General features: G+C 32.5%; 16 protein-coding genes. 9 read left to right on the forward strand and 7 right to left on the reverse strand.

Annotation, left to right across the window (positions count from 1 at the left end; all coding sequences use genetic code 11):
• Positions 1-473: 473 nt before the first annotated feature.
• The 3 genes from FGG79_RS21035 to FGG79_RS21045 form a co-directional block, all read right to left on the reverse strand.
• Positions 474-1,268 (reverse strand): hypothetical protein, encoded by a 795-nt coding sequence (locus FGG79_RS21035; protein WP_138781917.1) that lies wholly within the window; start codon positions 1,266-1,268, stop codon positions 474-476.
• Between the two features lie 65 nt (positions 1,269-1,333).
• Positions 1,334-2,365, reverse strand: a complete 1,032-nt coding sequence (locus tag FGG79_RS21040; protein ID WP_138781919.1) for a DUF4917 family protein — start codon at positions 2,363-2,365, stop codon at positions 1,334-1,336.
• Positions 2,366-2,800: 435 nt separating this feature from the next.
• A complete protein-coding gene (locus FGG79_RS21045) occupies positions 2,801-3,964 on the reverse strand; it encodes a hypothetical protein (RefSeq protein WP_138781921.1) in 1,164 nt (387 codons plus the stop codon).
• A gap of 318 nt (positions 3,965-4,282) precedes the next feature.
• Between FGG79_RS21045 and FGG79_RS21050 the strand changes: the two genes are divergently transcribed.
• From FGG79_RS21050 to FGG79_RS21065, 4 genes are all read left to right on the forward strand, one after another.
• Positions 4,283-5,083 (forward strand): hypothetical protein, encoded by an 801-nt coding sequence (locus FGG79_RS21050; protein ID WP_138781923.1) that lies wholly within the window; start codon positions 4,283-4,285, stop codon positions 5,081-5,083.
• A gap of 15 nt (positions 5,084-5,098) precedes the next feature.
• Positions 5,099-6,088, forward strand: coding sequence for a toll/interleukin-1 receptor domain-containing protein (locus tag FGG79_RS21055; RefSeq protein ID WP_138781925.1), 990 nt, complete (start codon positions 5,099-5,101; stop codon positions 6,086-6,088).
• 887 nt (positions 6,089-6,975) lie between these two features.
• Positions 6,976-7,560 (forward strand): hypothetical protein, encoded by a 585-nt coding sequence (locus tag FGG79_RS21060; protein WP_138781927.1) that lies wholly within the window; start codon positions 6,976-6,978, stop codon positions 7,558-7,560.
• Between the two features lie 4 nt (positions 7,561-7,564).
• Positions 7,565-8,983: a hypothetical protein gene (locus FGG79_RS21065; RefSeq protein WP_138781929.1), complete on the forward strand. Its 1,419-nt coding sequence runs from the start codon at positions 7,565-7,567 to the stop codon at positions 8,981-8,983.
• A gap of 190 nt (positions 8,984-9,173) precedes the next feature.
• On the opposite strand, the gene FGG79_RS21070 is transcribed toward FGG79_RS21065, so the two are convergent.
• The 3 genes from FGG79_RS21070 to FGG79_RS21080 are packed head-to-tail and all read right to left on the reverse strand — an operon-like array spanning position 9,174 to position 15,174.
• Positions 9,174-12,518, reverse strand: coding sequence for a DEAD/DEAH box helicase family protein (locus tag FGG79_RS21070; protein WP_138781931.1), 3,345 nt, complete (start codon positions 12,516-12,518; stop codon positions 9,174-9,176).
• Positions 12,519-12,556: 38 nt separating this feature from the next.
• The gene (locus tag FGG79_RS21075) at positions 12,557-13,702 is read right to left on the reverse strand and encodes a restriction endonuclease subunit S (protein ID WP_240794352.1); all 1,146 of its coding nucleotides are present in this window, start codon (positions 13,700-13,702) and stop codon (positions 12,557-12,559) included.
• 5 nt (positions 13,703-13,707) lie between these two features.
• Entirely contained in the window at positions 13,708-15,174 is a 1,467-nt protein-coding gene (locus tag FGG79_RS21080) for a type I restriction-modification system subunit M (RefSeq protein ID WP_138781935.1), read from the reverse strand.
• A 187-nt stretch (positions 15,175-15,361) separates the two neighbouring features.
• On the opposite strand from FGG79_RS21080, the gene FGG79_RS21085 reads away from it, so the two are divergent.
• From FGG79_RS21085 to FGG79_RS21100, 5 genes are all read left to right on the forward strand, one after another.
• Positions 15,362-16,048, forward strand: a complete 687-nt coding sequence (locus tag FGG79_RS21085; protein ID WP_138781937.1) for an EcsC family protein — start codon at positions 15,362-15,364, stop codon at positions 16,046-16,048.
• Positions 16,049-16,074: 26 nt separating this feature from the next.
• Positions 16,075-16,392, forward strand: a complete 318-nt coding sequence (locus FGG79_RS21090; RefSeq protein WP_240794351.1) for a hypothetical protein — start codon at positions 16,075-16,077, stop codon at positions 16,390-16,392.
• A 641-nt stretch (positions 16,393-17,033) separates the two neighbouring features.
• Positions 17,034-17,207: a hypothetical protein gene (locus FGG79_RS21965; protein WP_171051034.1), complete on the forward strand. Its 174-nt coding sequence runs from the start codon at positions 17,034-17,036 to the stop codon at positions 17,205-17,207.
• Between the two features lie 4 nt (positions 17,208-17,211).
• A complete protein-coding gene (locus tag FGG79_RS21095; RefSeq protein WP_138781938.1) occupies positions 17,212-18,636 on the forward strand; it encodes a recombinase family protein in 1,425 nt (474 codons plus the stop codon).
• Complete coding sequence (locus FGG79_RS21100; protein ID WP_138781940.1) at positions 18,620-20,278, forward strand: recombinase family protein; 1,659 nt, start codon at positions 18,620-18,622, stop codon at positions 20,276-20,278. The genes FGG79_RS21095 and FGG79_RS21100 overlap by 17 nt, the downstream gene beginning before the upstream one ends.
• Positions 20,279-20,367: 89 nt before the next feature.
• On the opposite strand, the gene FGG79_RS21105 is transcribed toward FGG79_RS21100, so the two are convergent.
• Positions 20,368-21,204, reverse strand: a complete 837-nt coding sequence (locus FGG79_RS21105; protein ID WP_138781941.1) for a hypothetical protein — start codon at positions 21,202-21,204, stop codon at positions 20,368-20,370.
• Positions 21,205-21,699: the final 495 nt, after the last annotated feature.

Raw genomic sequence — 21,699 nt, forward strand, 5'->3', positions numbered from 1 at the left:
CTAAATAAGACAAAACCTTCCAAACATATGTCAGTGGAAGGTTATTTGGCATGCGTATCTTCAGTATAACATGAGTTATTTTAAGTTTTTATTGAAAAATGTTGACAAACTATTAGCTGGTTTAGTTGAAGAAAAAAATGCTAAAGTTGGAATGGTACACCTTTAGAAAATAAATATACTTCTGATTCATTTATTTCTCTTTCCATTATGTCTTACCAAAAGTTCGTAACGTCTCTTTAACCACTCAAACGACCTGTACGGTATGTATGTGGCAACTCAAGGGATGTTGGTGGGTTTATCAACTTCCAAATAACTATATATTTCTAAACTTAATTACATCTATACTTGAACCGGACCTATTTTAGTTTTTTATATTCTTTTGATTTTGAGCTGTTTTACAATCCCTTTAAATTTTTCCATACCTTCAATTAACTATTAAATTAAAATTGTATAATATTGAAATTGATAATTATTTAACTATAATTCCTGTCAAATCTTCTCAAAATTTCAAGAGTAGAAATTTGAACCAAATTTATTCGGAATATAGAATCGTCTTCATCTGAAAGACCTGGATGGGGACCTTGGGGATGAAGCCGTTTCCAAAATGTTTCAAAATAACCTTGACCATCATCTAGCCACTCATTTAGATTCCTGTAAAAGATCGGTGGATTACATTTAGATAGTGCAATCTTAGCACTGTGACTACTTGTGAAAGTAATCCCGGTTATATTTTCAGCAATTTTGTTTAGAAGATCCTCAACATAACTTCTTAATTGGCTATTGCAAGCTGCCCAATCACCACGATTAAAAGCGTTACTCGCTTGATTATAATGACCTTTTGCAACATTAAAATTATATTTATTCAGAAGCTGATAAAGCAATGTCTCATTCTTATTAAAATCAATTTCAGTTTCAAACGTCCTAATAAGCTTTCCCTCTTGAATTACAAAGCCGTCCTTAAGAAGAAGTCTTCTTAATTGGGGGTAGTTAACAAATTCATTTTCAAAAGAATCAAAATGATAAGGGTTTGAAGTCGTATTACCAATTACATCTTCTACAATTTCATACATAAGATTGTCACTTAGAAGGCCAGGCTGTTGAGGATTATTAATTAGGTGCCTTGCAATATTCAGTACTTTTTGATCCTTGCTACTACCTATTGCTATTTCTTCTAATCCATATCTAAATGCATAGGTATCAATGGTTGCGTGAGTATTTAAGTCTTTTAATAAATACATAATATCCATTATTGTAGCTCTTGAAAACATACTTTTCCCTCCCGGTTTCTATCTTAAAATATCAATATAGTAACATTTGTATATTATTCTACCGTTCAGTCCACAAATAATTCTAGCCATTCAAGTTCAGCAAGTGAGTCAAAGAATACGCTCGAGTCGAAAAAGTAAAGATTCTTTCCAGTTCCTCTAAACATCACTGTGATCTCATTAATTTTTTCAAGAGCTTTATCTTTATCATAAATACCAAATGCAACATCTGTTACAGCAGATTCCTTAATAGCATTAATAATGTGCATATCACTCTCTCTATCAAGGGATTGTCCATATATAGTTAGACCACCAGTTATGCTTCTAAAAGTTCTATAGCACTGCATTAAATACTTGTTATTCTCAATTCTTTGTAATTTTTGTTTCCAGTTTCCTTCGGAAACATAAAGCGGGAAGTGCCCTTCTTCATATCTATCAGTAATTATATCCAATAGTCTAGAATCCCTATCGCCCCCCCTGGTAATCTTTACAACATCTCCCCTCTTCATATAAAAATGTAATGCACCGTGCAAATAATAAAGTTCTAAGGGGTTTTCAGAAGGACTGATTCCAGCACCTTTACCAAACATTATTAGCTGGCTTCCACTATCGTATCCAAAACCGTCGCTTACTTTTCTTGAACGTTTATTATACACACTTAATAAAGACCAATAAGGTAACAAATCATAATTTGTTGTAAAAATTGACTTTTTAAACACGTTAAAAGCTAACCTCAGTTGGTGTCCCTTTTGTGGACTAAGTTCTTCGAATTGGGGATGTACTTCTCTTACTGCATCAATCAATGATTGCTTAATTCTTTCGTAACTAGTGCTAATTTTTTCGTCTTTTAATTCAAAAATCCTGTTTGTCACAATACTTGTATTTAAAACTCTTAAGACTGTTTCAAAATTTTGCGTTTCGAAATTTTCAAACATTTTATGATCTTCTACTTCAAAGGAATCCTTACAATGTTCGAATAAATTGTTGTATCTAAACTGTTGGTTAAAGTGGATGGAAAAACCATTACCAAATAATAAATTATCTAGGAAAATCTCATTCTTTTGTATTAATTCACTATATTTGATTAATTCATCTGACATAATTTACACCTCGTATAAACTTATTCCTTTTAATTTTTATAAGTTGATTATACCCAACATATATTTAACTGGAGCTCATCCACTTGTCCGTGAAAATGAAGACAATATTTAATAGTTGTATTCTAATTAAACTACTTTCTATTTAAATTACATCTCGTGTTAATTTTACCACATATACCCATTTTATTCTCTTGGTTTGAAACTATTTTCCTTTCAATTTCAACTAGTTGTGAAAAACGCACCTAAAAGGGTAGCGTACAGAAAGTCCTGTTCTCTATTTTTTATAAGAAGCTTTTTTTTTGAAATAAGTATGCAATTAAATCAACAAAAAAGGATACCTATATCAATGTGATTCAATACCCTATTTCTGTTGTTACTAAAAAAACTCGTTATCTATTTGGTTCTTTTTTCTATTCGGTTAGTACAGTAAAACTTTTACTTATTTGACAAAATCACAAAATTAAAACCATTATTATGTGATTCTAGTCCTATTAAGTAGTCATCTAGCTCGTAGAATTGGAAAGGGTCTGCAAATATAATATTGTTTGCTTTTTCCAAATTTATTTTTAAAGAAAGGCTTAGTATTAACCACTGCATATACAGTAATCCTTCCTCTCCTAATGCTTCATCTGATTCGAACTTAACCTTTTTTATTAAAGCCTTATCATTAGTGGTAATTTGAATATCTCCTATTTCAGTAGAAAAAGAATAAATGAAGTCATTATCTTTACCACTTTCTACAGATGGCCGGTGGAGAATTTGATTGTTTATTTGGCTTATAGACAACTCGTTTACAACAGCTGCATAATCATTAATATTTATATTACTTACGCTTAAAGTTTCGATAGAAGGAAGCCGGCCAAATTCATTCTGTTTTTCGTTGTCTTTTTTCCTATTAATCCCTGAATTATAGTCAACTAGATCATACTCTAAATAGATGTCACCATCTAATAAAACTAATTGATGAACTAATCCAACATTAGGTGCATATGTCTTAATAGTAACCTCTTTACCATCCATTGTTGTTTCAGTTACTTCAATGCAATTTGAAAACGACCCGAAAGAAGTAGATACGGTTTTATTGGTAGAGGTTATAAAATTTTGCCGATCACCTAAATCATATTGACTTACCCAACTACTCTTTTGTTTATTTAGTATGATTAAATTTTTTGTTGTTGTCCCTAGTAAGTTATCTACTTGCCGAACCAGTTTAATTTCATCAGTAGAAATGGAAAAATTCTTTACTATATCTAGACTCTCGTTTGTTTCTGAAGGGTATTCATTTAAATAAGAGGTTATTACATAATTATCGGTTTTATCCTCATTAGTAACAATTTCCTTATATGTACCCACTATAGTTTTATCACTTTTTATTATTTTAAATTCTGTTGTTGAATGTCTATTTGATGAAAAATAGACACTAATATTCTCAATTTTCAATAGCTCATCTTGAGAAACCGATTTGAATTCTGTTTTAATTTCTTTCAAATCTGAATGAGATGTATGTTTACTACTACTTTTTCGGACTTCCGCTTCTAATTTTGTGCAACCTGTCAATAAAATTAATACTAAGAATAAGAGTACATAATTATAGTTCATTTATCTCATATCCCCTTCTGTCCCTATTTACTTTAAATAAATGGTAGCATAATTATATTTTGAAAAGGAAAATATTAGAATAATTTTTTAAGGTTAAAGATAAAACTATTGAAAATCTTAATGTTATATGATCTGTTTTAAAAATCTAATAGAAAAAAATATTTTATTTTTGATAGCCTTTCCCCTTCCTTATACCACTATAAATTGGAAGTGAATTTACATTATATAGCTCAAAAACTATTCATATGATAAAATTATTTTATACAAACACTCGTTCTAGTAAAAAAGCTGAATCATACATAAAAGGGAGGGACTCTTTTGGATAAATTAATGCTAAAGACTGAGAAGTTAATAGATAGAATCAATAATCTAATTGATAAAAATGAAACAAAAACACCGCATATTAATACTAAAGAATTTTTGGAAATAGTTGGTGACATTATGGTCAGCATAGAAGATAAGGAAATACCGAAAAATATAGAGGGACTTATAAATAAAAGAATTTCTTCTATTAAGTTAAGAAAAATAGATCAAGAAGAAGATTCACCAAAATTATTAGTACATATAATATCGACTAAAATACATTCCAAAGAAAAATCATATATAGAGCTTCACAAATTACAAAATCGTGCAACAGACTTACCCTTACTTTCAGGAGCAGTGTATGATTATAGATTTAATTCAGAAGGATTTTTTACATTAAATAACAGAAGTGGAAGCTACACACAATTTTCCCGTGAAGGATTTATTGAAGCTGTAGACGTAGGATTTTTTGATCCACAAAATAAAAAAATCTTTGCTTCACGATTGGAAAGAGCTTTAATAGAAAACATAAAAAAATATATAGATTTATTATTTAGTTTGGATATTAAAGGACCTTATATTATTAATGTTACTTTACTAGGTGCAGGTGATTATACTATTTATTTACCTAATCACTATTTTGATCAATATAAATCAAATTTAGAAGAATTGTCTTTCCCACAAGTTTCAGTAAATATTATGGAAGAGAATTTAGCTACTCAATTAAGACCAATTTTTGATGTCTTGTGGAATTCGGTGGGTATATATGGTTCTATAAATTACGCTAACGGAGAATGGAAAGCTAATAACTATTAAGGGGGAGATACAATAATGCACCAACCTAATAAGTCGGCATTTATAAGTTATAGCTGGGATTCAGATATTCACCAAGAGTGGGTAATAAACTTAGTAAACAATTTAAGAAGAGAAGGTGTTGCGGCAAAATTGGACGTGTTTGAGACACAAACTAGCACTGTAAACCTAAATACAATGATGATTAAAAATATGCGAGAAAATGATTATATTATTATTGTATTAACCGAAAAGTACGCTGAGAGAGCCGATAATTTACAGGGTGGTGTTGGCTACGAAACGATGCTTTCATTACAATCTTTAAAGAACAATCCAAATAAATTTATCTTTTTATTAAAACACAGCGGGAATTTTGAGAAAGCTTTTCCTTTTCACTTAAATGGATATTACGCTATAGACTTTTCTATTGACGAAAATTACAACGAAAAATTTGAAGAGCTCTTGCATCGTATTCAACAAATCCCTTTATATGAAATGGATCCTATTGGAACCCCTAGAGCTTTAAAGCCCAAAAATCGAAAAGCGAATACGGATAATACTAAGAATGATATTTATGATTTTTCAGATTTAAACCTTAAGACTCTAAAACAAATTACTGATCGAGACATCGACGTATTTTTAAAGACAAGTTTTAAGCAAATAATAGATGTGTTTGATTCCTTATTTACTCAAATCCAGGCTACAAACAATGATTTTCAGTTTGATAAAGATGAAATTAGTAACTTTAAAACAATATTTAGTATATATATAAAGGGCCAATATGTCATCGGTATAAAAATTTGGTATGCTGGAGCGTTTGGTCGTAATACTATTAATTTCTTCTATGGTAGACATATCGATTCAAATGACAACACAATGAATGAAATTCTTACAAATGAAATTGATGAAGAGAATCAATTAAAATTAAAAATGACAACAATGCACTTAGCTGGAAATAACGATCTGGTAACTCCACAGGATATAGTCAAAGAGATTTGGAGAACCAACATTTCAAATTACATTAAATAACCACTATTCCCAATAATTACCTTTGATATAATCAGTTTAATCACACAACACTTCTATATGCTCCTTTAAACTCTTGAACAGTTTTATTCATTTAAAAAGTTGGGACAGGAAATATTAAATTCTAAAGAATACTTCACCATTGTACAAAATGCCACCCCTAGCCTGGTTAGTAATCTAGGGTGGCATTTTTCATAGGTGAAATACCAATGGACTCTTTTTTAGTCGTAATGGATTATTGGTCTTTTTGAAGTTCTTATTCATTTCTTACGCTTAATTCAACATATAATGGATTTGATAAAAATAATTCTTCGAAAGTCCTCTTCAGTTAAGACCTGATATGTGGTGATGAAGCCCAAAATCACCCTTCATTAGGGTAGAATTCGGCATTAACTCGTGTTTTGCGTTTGGAGCCGCCGTTGTTTGTAGTACCAGCAAGTGCACCAAATACACTTCTGAGTCGTCCAGGTCTCGCTTTACCAACCGTTTCACCACGAAACGTATCACAACCCACCTTGCAAATTGCAACGAGCACCGGATGTATGAATCCTAATAACTAAAATAGATGATGTAATTAGGAATAATCTAGGAATCTAATTCCCTTCTAACGGGATGACATCACAATGGTAAGTCGTGTAGGTTCATTCCTTACCGACAAAAAATTTTGGATGAAAAGGATTTTATTTATGTTTAAACCTCAAAGAAATTTGGCTAATTATGTTAGAATATGAATAGAATTGGAAGAGTTGTACTTAAACAAACGAGCGGGATAATTATTCAAGGATTGAAGCGGGATGTACTTTCCCCTAAAGATAGAAAACAGATAAATTATTTTAAAGCTATAAATATTAGAGCCTATTATAGAGGTATAGGAACGGTGATCAATTAATATGAATATTGATTCAATGTATAATGGTAATAAAAAAAGTTGTATTATTGTATATGGTAAATGCGAAGAAGTTTACGCAAACTTACTGGTAGGCTTAATCGATGAATTTGAAGATTACGAATGTACTATTTGGAGCGAAGTTCAATTTAAACAAAACCAAGTTGAATTATCATCTTCAAATAAAGTAATTTTCATTGGTAATACGAAGGTCTCACAAAAATTCATCCCCAATATAAAAATTAAATTTAGTAAATTCGGTATGACTTACGGTTGGTTAGGACATAGGTGTGTCATTTATACAAACTATATTCCTATTAAAAAGGCAGAGTTAAGCGGTTTTATAGACTACTGTAAAATGGTAAGTGAAGATATTAAAAACATAAGTGAGTCCTTTAGTTCAATAAAGGCAAAAAATCTATTTGCTCTTCCACTGATCTTTAATTATCCAATCATTCCTATATTAGAAGGTATAGTAAAATATTTCTTTATTGATCAGAAAAAGAGAAAAGCAATTAAAGAACAACAATATAACGTTGTGGTTAGAAATTTCTTTATTAATGGTCTAAATGAATTTATGGAGGATTAATACATTGAATTCATTTAAGGAAGGTTATAGACATTTTGTGAAAAATACAAGTGATTTCCAGGGGGTTAATCATAGTCTTGAATATATTAATCAAGTACAGAGGGAAATTGATAAAACTATTTCTGAGATGTCCAAGACAGTCTCCCAGCGTTTGACTGCAAATAACGCAACAACAAAGGGTTTTGTTGCAGAAGATTGGCACGCAGGGACCTTTAATACAGGTGTTGTAGCAAAGGGAGGTAAGAATATCTATGCTAGGGTAGACAAAAGTAGTAATCCCATAAAAGATATTGATATATTTAACAAGGGAACCACTAGTAGTTGGCAATCTAAATACTATAAATCCGCAGTGGATACAGCAAAAGGGTTGAGTAACCCTAAATATAATGATGTTGGAAAGGTAGCCCCTTTAGACCAAATTGCTGGTGATGGTATTAAATCTGCTGCTCAGAAACAAGCACTAAGAAACAGTGAAACACGTCCCGAAGCAGCAGAAGCTTATCAACATACTGCTAATTATGCTAGGTCAGTTATAGAAGAGAATGGATATTCTTCACAAGGATTATCAGATGGAGAAGCATTGAAAATAGTTGAAGAGATAAAAAATGGTACTTTTAATCCCAAAAGGTATGGATTAACTACTGAGGATTTTGTAAAAGTTGAATATGTTATACAGCAAGCTTTAAAAGCAGGTGTGACTGCAGCAGCTTTAACTGCCATAATAAAAGTGACACCAGAAATATATAGAATAATTATGAATATGATAGAACAAGGTTACATTGAGAAAGATCAACTCATTCAAGCTGGTTTTATTACCCTTGATTCATCAGTAGAAGGATTTATAAGAGGTTCGGTTGCAGCTGCGATAACAGCTACTTTAAAATCAGGTTTAGCAGGTGAAACCCTTAAGTCAATTGATCCAAGTATGATTTCATTAGGAACCATACTTGTTATGAATGCGATTCATAATTCGTTTAAGGTGGCAACAGGTCAAATGAACCCCGTTGAATTTGTAGATACTTGTGCTCGTGATTTAGTAGTTACCTCCTTTGCATTAATGGGAGGATCTGTATCTCAGGGTTTAATACAAATTCCCGTTTTTGGGTTTCTATTAGGTAGTTTCTTGGGCTCTATAGTAGGAAGTTTTGTATATGGTACCGGTAAACGTGTTAGTTTATCCTTTTGTATTGAATCGGGCTTTACTTTCTTTGGCTTAGTGAAACAAGATTATGTACTCCCTAAAGAGGTTATTGAAAGTTTAGGGTTAAACGTCTTTGAGTACGAAAAGTTTGTCTTTAAAACTCCAGATATTAAAAAGATCGAACCAAAGAAGTTTATTTACAAAAAATCTGAACCTAACACTATTAATATTAATATCTTAAGGCGAGGAGTTATAGGTGTAAATAAAATTGGTTTCGCTTAATGGATTAAACGAAAAGTATTTGCATCAATGTCTTTTTTACTGGAAGGGTTGATTAAAAAGCAAAAAAAACACTTTGTAAAGAAATGCACTATTTTCAAAAATAAATTAATGGCAATGGGAACAGATTTAGATTATTAAAATTGAACACAAGCAAAGAGGACCAAATACTGGTCCTTTAGATGATAGTATACTATGCCCCTTCAAACTCCTCAACATTCCGATTAATCAGATCAATAACACTGATAATCCCTTTAACATCCTCAATGTTATCTCTAAACAATTCAGTTACGCTACCAAGAGACCTGAATGGATCTTCTTGTAATACTTTCTTTTCAAGGGTTCCATTTTTGACCACATAATTTATAATGAGCTTAACAAATCGAAGTTGGTTAACATTTAACTTCTCTTCATTCAAGAAATCTGAGAACGCTTCATTAGCAGCTTGTTGATCCAGCCCAACTATTTGCCTAACTAGTTTGGTAATAGGTGTGTCACCAAATTCTTTTTTATAATCATCCTGAGTACCTAGTTCATTCCACAGAATTCCTTCAAGAATTTCTACATCTTGCCTGGTAAGTGGTTTATTATAACGCAGCTTATAAATCGCTGTTTGATCTTGGTGATCTTTTAAGTATTGATTTACTTTCTTACGGTAATTTTGCAGATCATTCGAGCCGTAAAAAGGTGTTTCGCCTTCACTAATTAGCGTAAAATTATCCTTGAAGTTAGTGTAATAATCTTTTTGACTTTCTTTTTCTAGGAATTTAACCAACTCACGTAAGGCCTCACGTACTTCTTCTAATTCGAAAATATTGGCTTCTTCCCAAAAAACATCAGTTTGTACCTTTAACAGAGTGTCTCTATTGGCATTAACTTGAGGGATTGTACTAAGCTTAGATAGTTCTTCAGCGGTCTGTACTACACTCTTAATAGGTCTAGAAGCATTCTTTGAAGTAAGTTTAGCAAGTTCAATTGAATACATTACACTATCAAATCGCTTCGCTAATTCATCATCCGCTATTGAAATAATCAGCGGTGAAATATGCTTTTGAATTTCACTTACATTTGTAACGCTAAGGGCTAGCCAATTCTCCTGGTTCTTATATTTGTGGACATATTGCAGATGCATTCTTACTTGGAAGTTTTCATCATTAAGCCGAGTTATCTCTTGGTACACATCTTCAGTTAGTTCTTTACGGTGCCGAAGATAAGGCTCTACTTGAAAGTCTATTGCCTGAAGTTCTTTAATAATATCTACTTTTAGATTAAAGATCCGTTCAGTTAACCCAACTGAAACTTTACCCTCAATTCCTTTTTGATTTTCCCTAAAGAACTCAAAGTTTCTTAAATAATCAAAAATTAGGAAGTATTCTTTATCCTCACCGACTCCAAAAAGATTTGGACATAGGCGAGTACCTCGACCAATCATCTGCCAAAACTTAGATTTTGAACGAACCTTTTTGAAAAATACCAGATTTACTACTTCCGGAATATCAACTCCAGTATCTAACATATCAACGGATACTGCAATTTGCGGAAATTTATCTTTTGTTGAAAAGTCATCAATAAGAGTTTGTACGTAATCGACTTTATAATCAATTTGAGCAGCAAACTTTCCGTTGTATTGCGGATATATTTGGTTAAACCGCTCAACAATACGTTTAGCGTGCTTGGAATTATTAGCAAAGATAATTGTCTTACCTAGCTTATCTCCACCTTCAACCTTAATTCCTTTCTCCATTAGATCATTTAACACTTGATCGATAGTATTGTCATTAAACAACCACCGGTTTACTGCAGAATTGCTTATCTCTTCGCCTTCTTCTTCATCAAAAGTATCTTCAAATTGTTCTCTTTCTTCATCAGATAATTCATCATATCGTAACCCGTCATCTAAAATTTTTGAAGAAGCTTCAAACGTTCGGTATTCTACTAGATAACCATCTTTTACTGCTTGTTCAAGTTCATATGCATAAGTAGGAGCACCGGTTTCTAAGTCGAAAATATCGTAAGTATTTTTATCAATTTCATCTTTTGGAGTAGCTGTTAACCCTAATAAGATGCCATCAAAATATTCAAAGATTGCCCGGTATTTTTTATATATACTCCGGTGACTTTCGTCTACAATGATTAAATCAAAATGGCCTACAGTAAAAAGCTTATTGCCATCTTTACGTTTTGTATCATCAATTGCATTCATCATCGTTGGATATGTGGAAAATACCATTCTACTTAATTCAGGGTTATCTTTGTTATCTAGCAAATTACATAGAGTCATACTAGGAAGGAGGTTGTTGAAGTTCTTCTTTGCTTGTAATACCAAAGCTGTTCTATCGGCTAAGAACAACACATTTTTTACCCAGTTATGTCTAACCAGTACATCCACTAGAGATACTGCGGTTCTGGTTTTTCCACTTCCAGTTGCCATCACTAAGAGTGCTTTTCGTTGTTTTGCTTGTACAGCTTCACATACAGCAAGGATTGCTTCTTTTTGATAATAACGGTTGGAGATCTCCTCTTTAATTTCAAGATCCACCAATGGTCTTTGAATTGTCCGACGATCAATTAATAGTTGGAGATCTGACTTAGTATAAAACCCGGATACTTTCCGTTCAGCGTAATTCATATCATCCCAAAGCCTGATATCAAATCCATTTGTGTAGAAAATAATCGGTCTTTGACCGTGCATTTGTTCAATGCAATCAGCATACAACTTTGCTTGTTGCTTTCCTTTGTTAGCATCATATGAAGTTTTCTTCGCCTCAACCAAAGCTATTGGTTTCCCGTTATCACCAAGCAAAACATAATCAACAAATCCTGTATTCTGATTGTTTGGCATACCGGAAACTTGATACTCTTCAATTACGTTTTTCCCAAACTCCCAACCAGCTAATTTAAGTTCTAAATCAATGTAGATCTTTCTGGTTTGATGTTCCGAAATTTCATCTACTTGGAAATTGTATTGTTCTGTATTCTCAATACGTTTATCAGTTAAGACCTTTCGTAGATCCTCATTTTCACGCATCAAATCTGCAAGCTTTCGGTCTTTGGAACTCAACTTTTCATATAGCTCTTTATATTCTTCAGGTCTCCTTCTTGGCTCCTCTCCAGTTAAAAGAAGCTCTTCTTTAAACTCCAAATCAGAATAATTATCTGAGTAACAATAATCTAACCAATCAATAAATTGATGAAGGTTATGTAATGCTAATACAGCTTCACCTCTTGTTATTGCAGAATTCGTATGTACTGCCACATTTCCTAGTTTAATGATGTATTTTATTGAAGGGAAAAGCTCTTCGTCTATTATAGACTTAAATGTTGGCTCGTGAATTAAGCTTGATAAATTGTCCTGATATGGTACCTTTAGCTCACTATCGGATGCATATAACCATTTAACTGATAACTCTAATGCACGACGAGTCAAAATTGCACAAGTTGCAGGGCTAACTTGAAGGCTTTTTTCCGCCTCTAGGCAAGCATTTTTGAAAGTACTAAATTGAGCTTTTTCCTGTAGAAACTCAAAATTCGATAACAAATATATCCCCCCTAAAGATGGCAGTCAATAAATAAGTGTTAATTGTTTACTAACTCCCCTTTGAATGAAGTTTGCATAAGTGAATAGAAATTTTCCTCTAATTGTAATAGACTTTTTTCCATAAGTGTTTTTTGTTTTTCTATATTTAAAAATATATCTTCATATTTTTTTTGAATATTTAGTGGTGGCAAAGGAATCTCAATATTCTTTATCATTGTTAAGTTAAAATTTTTCTGCCTTACCCCTCGCTGCTGATTTTTCAAGTATTCTTTTAGTAATTGGATTGTAAAATACACATATTCTGTAGATACAGTTCCATTATCCAAATTGGAGAAAGCTATTGCCTGATTACAGCTACATTCTACTTTAGTAATAGTGGATTTTAACCCAGCTGTGTCATACATACCAAGTAAAAGACTACCTACTGGGATTAGTTTAGCTGATGTCTCTTCTACTGCCTTTTCAGAAATGTGCTCGTTACTGGAATAAGTGTAGAGCTGATTTAATTCGCCTGAAGATAACCAAGGTATACAACCTTGGAAATATTCCTTTTGTTCTCTACTGGGCGTACCACCGCTTTTCCACTTTCCAATATCTCCGAGTTTAGTAATTTTCCAATCCATAGTATTCTTAATTGGATCACCAAATATCTCAAGAAACATACTTTGTTGTAGCGTTGATAACGTTTCAATCTGTTCTTTACGTACATCTATAAGGAATTGAGCTTTTTGTAATAATTCTACTATTTGCATTTGGTTTTCTAATGATGGTAAGTAGATATCTAAATCCTTTAAGTCTTGTTTATTAAAACCTGCTTGTGCTGCTCTTGTTCCAACATTCTTAACAAAGCTTTGAAATATACTAGATTTCAGATAATAATAAAGGTACTGTTTGGTTATTTTTTTCTCATCTGGTATTGTCTTGATTATCGCAACATTATACGCACCTTTTTTACCAGTCAGTATTTTACCGATAGACGCCCCATATCTCGCTATTAGTATGTCATCTTCTTCACAAGTTTTTAAATTTGGTTTTAAAGGAACATATTCAGTTTCTTTTCTTTCCTGGGTAAAATCCCTAATCTGCAACATTTGAATGTATCCATCTTTATTCTTTGATATCCATTCACTTTTAGGAGGTTGAGTACCGCCTTGAAAGTCACAAATAGATACTAAAGGAACCATCGTACTCACTTGACTAACCTCTCCATTTCTTCTAAACCTTTCATTATATCTTCTTCTAATTTCATTAATTTCCCAAAAATAACTTCTGGTTTATCATATTCCATCTCTTCATACTTAATTTCTTTATATTTGTTAATGGATAAATCATAATCATTATCACGAATTTCATTTACTGGTGCAAAGAAAGATTGCTCTGTACGATTTCTATTATCTTCAGCTTCTAAGTTATTAAATCTTTCCAAGATATCTGGAATATCGTTTGCATCAATTGGATTCCGTTTGTCATCTAAAGAATAACCATCAGCCTTCATATTATAGAACCAAACATTATCGGTACCACCAGCACCTGTTTTAGTAAAGATCATTATTGCCGTTGATACTCCAGCATATGGTTTAAATACTCCTGATGGCATAGAAATAATTGCCTCCAATTTATGATTATCAACAATTTCTTTCCGAATAGATTTATGGGCATTAGAACTACCGAATAATACGCCGTCAGGAACAATAACAGCAGCCCTTCCACCTTTTTTGAGCATTCTAATAAATAATGCTAAGAATAATAACTCTGTTTTCTTCGTTTTTGTAATTTTTAGTAGATCATCAGATACAGATTCATAATCCAAAGACCCCTTAAAAGGTGGATTAGCAAGAACAAGAGTGTACTGCTCAGTGTCCTTATTTTGTTCGGATAAACTATCACGATAAGCAATATTAGGATTGTCAACCCCGTGAAGCATCATATTCATTGCTCCTATACGAAGCATCGTACCATCCATTTCAAAACCGTGAAACATTTTTTGATTAAAATGCTCTCTCAGGCTTTGAACCAAAAACATATCACTATGATTTTCTTTTAGATTCTCACCAGCGGAAACAAGAAATCCTGCTGAACCAGCTGCTGGATCTACTATAATATCTTCTGGTGTTGGCTTCATCAATTTAACAATCATATCAATGATATGGCGTGGAGTTCTAAATTGACCATTTGTACCAGCTGTAGAAAGTTTTGATAGTAAATACTCATATAAGTCACCTAGAGTATCCTTTTTACCATCTGTATTACTGGCTTGCATTAACCCATTTATTCCTGCAACCACTCTTGCTAAAAGAGATGGTGTAGGAATTACGAAGATAGCATCTTTCATAAATTTAGAGTAAACAGATCCTTTCCCACCCAAATCTTTAATAAATGGGAAAACTTCCTGTGACACCACAATAAACATTTCATCCGGTCCCATATTTGAAAAAATAGACCATCGAAACTGTGGCTTATCTTGTGGGAAGATACCTTCGTGATCTATTCCTAAAAGTTCCGCATCCATTTCTTTTTTCTTTTCGTTATCATCTAGGCCTTTGATATACAACAAATATGTAAACTGTTCAATAACAGTTAAAGGATTTGTTATTCCACCTGTCCAGAATGTCTCCCAGACTTTATCTACTTTGTTTTTCAATTCTCCAGTAATCATTTAAACACCTCATAAAATCTATATTAAGACTATTATACTATAGAATACCTGTTAACTCTTCCAAAAAACTGGCTAGGTACTATTGTATATTTATATCAAAATTATGGAAAACTTTTATATCTTAAAACCTACACAATAAGTTATGATTAAAAATATAGAACAAAATTCATTAAAGTGTGGGTAAAAAATGGTTACAAAAAAGAAATCTTTAACCCACGATGCAATTATGAAAGCACTGGACTGGTCTTACGATAAAGCAGTGAATGGTGGTATTCCAGGAATGGACACAGCAACAGAGTTAGCTGATAATTACTCCACAAAGACCGGTACTTTAATAGAAAATGCTAACAGTTTAATCAGATGGCAAAATACCAAGAGTGCTACAAGTGGATTTTTATCTGGACTAGGCGGGTTGATAGTTATGCCCATAGCAATTCCGGCGAACATTACCAGCGTCATTCTAGTGCAGATGAGAATGGTAGCGGCTATTGCACATATGGGTGGGCACGATCTTAAGTCTGATGAAGTTAAAACTTTTGTTTATGCTTGTTTGGCCGGTAACGGAGCTAAAGATATTCTGAAAAATTCAGGAATTCAAATTGGAAAGAAGTTAGCAATTACCGGCATTAAAAAAATAGCTGGAGAAGTCATTAAGAAGATCAACCAAGCTGTAGGCTTTCGGCTTTTAACTAAGTTTGGTGAAAAAGGAGTTGTTAATTTAGGAAAGATGGTTCCTATTGCAGGAGGATTAATTGGTGGCACTGTTGATGCAGTCTCTACTAATACTATAGGAAATGTTGCTAGGAAATTATTCATTGAAGAGGTAAATTCCAAAATTGATGTAGATGAGCCTATCATTATTGATATGAAATAAAAATTAAAGCCAAGGATGTGACAAAGTTGATAACTGATGTAAGGGATTCAGAAAAAATAATAATGCTTGCCCGAGAAGGAAAACAAATCTCGAAAATTTGGAAAGAAGACTTTCCTCAATATGACTATTGGGATGTTTATATGGAGGTAAACGAAGCCGGCGAAAAGAGTGCATTAGGTACTCGAAAAAAAATAACCCACAGATTGAATAAATTAGAATCATTACCAAAGCGGAGCCAACCAGAAGTAATTGATGAAGTTAGAGAATTGGTAGATCATCTTTATATAAGGTATAAAGAAAGTCAAAAAAAATTACAGGAAATAAGAAGTGTTATTGAGAAGTGATAATATATAATCCAGGGGATCAAATCGCATAGGTTTGGTCCCCTTTTTTATCGAATGAATACTCTTTGTTAAGTAGAAAAGTATGTAATTGAAGTCTTTATCCTAAATTTATCATAAAAAAAATTAACCGTTTATAAAAATAAAGCCGGAAAAGAAAACAATAGTTATGTAATAGAAAACATACCGCTAACTTTAAAGAGCCGATATTTTATTGGCTCTTATTATTTTTTTATCTCAACTCTTGAAAATGAAGAAGTAAGTGGAATATAATTCGTTCGAAAAATAAATCCAGGAGGGAAAAGCAGTGTCTAACCTTAAAGAAAACCATCATATTTTAGATAGAGTTCTAGCAAACTGTGAATCAGTTGGGATCTCAAAATTCATTATAACTCGCTTCATACAATCAATTAATAAAGAGGATAACGTTAATGTACAATCTAAATGACCTACTAATGGAATTAGATGTTCCTGCAATAATATTTCCAAAGATATTAATAGTCCCAAGGAACCCTAAAGAGCAAGAGAAGCCAGTTGAACAAGTTTACCAGGTGCAACTAGACCTTAAGTTTGAGTAGTTTAGTATAAAAAACCATCCTCTCGTCAATGATGATTCTAAGTTCATTACCGAGAGGATGTCTTAAATGAATAGAAAACCAATAATTAAAGTATCATTTTGTGAGGAGTCTACAGAAGAATCAAGCTACTTTATTAAAAGACTGATTGAAAAAATAATGATAGATCAATTGGATCTTTCACCTAAGACGAAAGGAACTCTATTGCTTAGCAGCCAAAATATGATTGAAGAGGAGCAATAAATAAATGCAATACTATGATGCGAGAAAAATTCTTGATGATGCTGTGGGGGCTTATTTTAGAGTGAGTTCAATAGGTCAAAATATGAACACACAAATAGCATTAGCTGACGCCTATATTAGTAACCAAAATATCGATTTAAATAAAGTAACTTATTATAAAGATGATAATGTTTCCGCAAATAAATTAACAATTGAGAAACGCCCCGCACTTATGAAATTACTCGACGATATTCGTCTTGGAAAAATAAAAACAGTAATTGTCTATCACCGAGATAGACTAGCCAGAAATTTTTATGAGTTCGTATCATTAATAAAAGAGTTTTATAAATACAATATTAAAGTTATTTATACAGCTGAAGGACAACCCCCTTTTTCGGATGTATTGGCTATCGAGTCACTTTATGGGGTGTTTGCTCAAAACGAAGGAAAAAATATTGTAAGAAGAACTTCTGATACTCGAAAACAGTTTCCAGCACAAGCGTTTGGATATATTAGAACAGGAGTAAAAAAAGATACAAAATATGTGCCTGATCCAGTATTGATATATGATATTAAATCATTTTTCAATGGAATAGTTGAATCAAAAACGCCTAATGATTTATTCCAAACTTTAATGAAATATAAAAGCACCCTGAATAATAAAAATTTTCCGGTGCTTTTAAATTACTTAAGAAATCCTTTTTATGCTGGAAGAATTAGAACTCCTTACGGCTACGATGTTTTACATCACGTAAAGCCGATTATCTCATTTGAAGAGTTTTTAGAAGTACAAGAAGTTATTGAACTACACCAGGAAAATTTACTAGAAGCCATAAATAAATCCTCTAATAATGGTCTAATCCATCCCTTATGTAGCATCTGTAAAACTAATATGGTATTTAGATCTCCTGCGTTAGGAGAGAGTGGTTATTACGTATGTAGCAAAAAACATTCAAAGATTATGATAACAGTGGAAGACTACAACCAAACTATCACTAATCAACTCTCTGAAGTACTTGATAACATTTCTACAGAAAAAATAAAAAAAGACGTTTTTAAACATCTTAGAGAATTAGAGAATAAACATATAAAGGAGATCGAATTTTTAGACAGAAAGCTAAAAGAATATCACAAACAAATCACTCAAATTATCGGGCCTAATCAACTAAGCATTCCTCAGGATTTAATTTCAAAGGCACGAGAAATCAAAGAAAGGATTTCAAATCACCAAGTAATAATGATCAGAATAGAAGAATCTCGGAAAGGCATTAATGAAGTAATTGATAAAATAAAAAGTCGTTTAGTTGGACACGTCCTCAACTATGACCTTTATTTTTTAATGCCGTTGTTTTTTTCTTCAATAGAAGTTAGCTCTGATGCTTTAATATATCACGTAGCCTTTGGTGATTATTTGGAAGAAAGCGGTGAAAAGGATGCTGTTGGAGCATAAATATAAATATTTTGTAGACGGAATTTATCTGTTATCCGAAATTGAAAGAGATTATGAACCTGTGGTTGACTTACCTTTTAACATTTATAGAGCCTCAAAAAAAGTTGCAGCTGGCTATATTCGCTGGTCTGATGATGTTCAAACAAAAGGCCACTCCTTTAAAATACAGGAACGTGAGGTATTATACAGAGCTAAACTAGAAGGATTCCAAGCAGTGGTATTATTTGTTGACCAAGCCACTTCCGCCTTCCATAAATCTGCTCAAAAGAGAGAAAAGATGAAAGAAATGAAAAACTTTGTTCTTTCTTCTTCAAGTGTTAATGCAATTATCTTTTATGATGAATCAAGAGTTTCTAGACAAATAGAGGACTTTGCTCTCAATATTATTGGACCTATTAAGTTTGAAAAGCCGGGTTTTAAATTCTACAGCACTAAAACTGATGGTGAATGGGATGAAAATAGCCCTATAACACAAATAAAGGCTACTATTGATCACGAGGAGTCACAAAAAAAGTCTATACGTTCTTATGACTACCAAAAAAGTCATACTTATAACTCGAATTTCCCTGATAGACCTGGCTCAAGAACCCCATTCGGTTATTCAAAGGTATTTAAGGATAATAAAAAGGATCATAGTTTAAAGACTAACGATGATGCAATAATAGTAAAGTTAATATTTTACTTATATAGTTTCGGCTATAGCGACAAAAAGATTGCAACACTGCTAAATTCGACTAATGTAAATCCACCTTCTTTGAATAGTAATTGGTCAGATTCTAGTGTTAGGTATATTTTAAATAATTTATGGTACACCGGCAACCTAGTTTGGTTTACTAGAACAAGTTATGAGAATAGCAAACCAAAACCATTGGTAAACAGATTCTTTTTGCAAGATCATCATAAACCTTTGATTGGTCCACACCTATGGGCAACCACACAATTCATAAGAAATCACAAACAAAACAAAGACCGTATGGATAGCCCCTTTGTATTAAGAGACCTTGTTTATTGTGACCGTTGTCAAGATAAATTATCAGTTAAGAATATGAGTCCTGCTAATTCGAAAAAGAAGTATTTATACTATCACTGTAAATATTGTAAAAAGAAACTTAATTTATTTGAACTGCACACTAAGATCTTTGAAGAATTCACACAACGTTGGGGACGAGAGATTGAGAGGCAACAAGACCGCATTAAAGGTATCTACATCAAGTGGAAAAAGACTCTTGAAACTAAGATCAGTGAGCAAAAAGAACAATTATATCAACTTCGATATAAATTCAGTTTTGTAAAAAAAGAAAATGAATTTTTCCAAGAAATAAGTGAAAGCTTTAAATTACAAATTAACTTTTTAGAGCAAGAGCAAGTTCATCTGAAAGAAACACTCGAGAAACTAGAACATCTTTATAAAGATAGCAAACCGGAAGAACTCTTTAATCGATTCAAAGAAGATATTTATAAATATAGTAATGAAGAAAAAAGAGCTATTTTTCTTTTATCAATTAAAAAAATATCTATCAACTTTGAACGAGAGAATTTTTCTTCGATCGATTATCGTTTAACACCATACGTTGAAATTGAAAAGGTTATTGATGACATTAACGAGGGAGATAGCAGGATAGTTGGATCAAACCCATTGTAAAACGGAATGGACTTTCATATGAATGGAACCGACTCACTATTAGTGAGTCGGTTTTTTGTAAACTTTCCCACTTAAAAATCAACAGATATTTAGAAGTTAAAGTAAGAAGCGATACTTGAATACGTCCCTAGTAGATTTACTATAGGGAGGGCTTTGGAACCTGCACCAATTAAAAAACTCTTCATTTTTGATTTTGTGGTTGCCTGTGCACTCAGGTCTCCATTGGTTACAGCCTCTCTGGACTCCTCTAAAATTTCTTCTAGATACTCTTTCTGAGGTTTATCTAAATCACTGTCTTTCAGCTTCTGTATAGCAGAGTCAAGTTCATTAGAAAAATCAGTAATAGTTATCGAGTTATTTATTGGTCCGTTATTTATTCCGGTTACCACATTACCGCTCCCTGTTACTGTTTGTGTAATACTGTTATGAACTACAGAGGGAAGAGTATTAATGTAATCATTTAATCTAGCAGAGATATTAGTCGCATCTTGCAAAGTGACAAAAAAGTCTCTTCCTTTCGCGTACATATTTTCAACAATCTTAAAATTTTCATTCCCAAAATCTTTCCATTCATATTCTTCCTTGTATGTTCTTCCATACTCAGTGTTATACTCAATTGCATTAATACCTATCTTCTTCATTAAATTTACTTCCCTTAAAGTTAATTGATCCTTCTCTATAGCCTTTAATATAATTGAGAAGTCTTCAATAAATGTTTTTTGACATCTAATACTTGAGGTCAAAGTCATCTGAAAATTGAAGGGAACTTTGCTCCAATAACCTTTATGCTTTAATGTAGTGATCCCCTCTTCGATATATGCTTTGATCTGTTCAGTATAAAAAATCCATTTGTTTAAATCTTCAATAATGTCACCGATAGATTGATCCTCATAGTTACTCATCCCACCAAAAATACCTTGTGCCATAACCATCCTCCATATTAAACTCCTTTATGCATATGTCCAACTATGCCAGGAGTATTTTTCCAAATTATTATAACACGAACACGAATTCAGATGAATTCAGATATACTTGCTTTGACTTCTGCGGTCGTACTGCTCACTTTGCAGAATAAATCAAAACAAAACTACTTACTTTACCGAAGTATTTAAGGTTTATTAATGTGGATGTCTTATTAGATGCAAGAAAGCCCTTGATATCAAGGGCTTTCTTGTGTTATTTATCGGTAAAGTAAGTATCTAAGGATCACTCGATGCTCTTATTACCGAACTCTACAAAATTATTAATGCTTACATTACCGAAGGATTAGTGTATGCCCTCCTTCTTAAAGTCTTGTAACCGTCAAGTACAAATGAACAGTTTTTGCTAAATAATTATGAACACTTTTTGCTTGTTTATGATACATCTGCCTACCATATTGGCAGGCAGTACTGTGTTAAAAAGGCAAAGCCTCTGAAGCA

It is taken from the genome of Bacillus sp. BHET2 (assembly GCF_005938125.1).
GTDB lineage: Bacteria > Bacillota > Bacilli > Bacillales > Bacillaceae_B > Rossellomorea.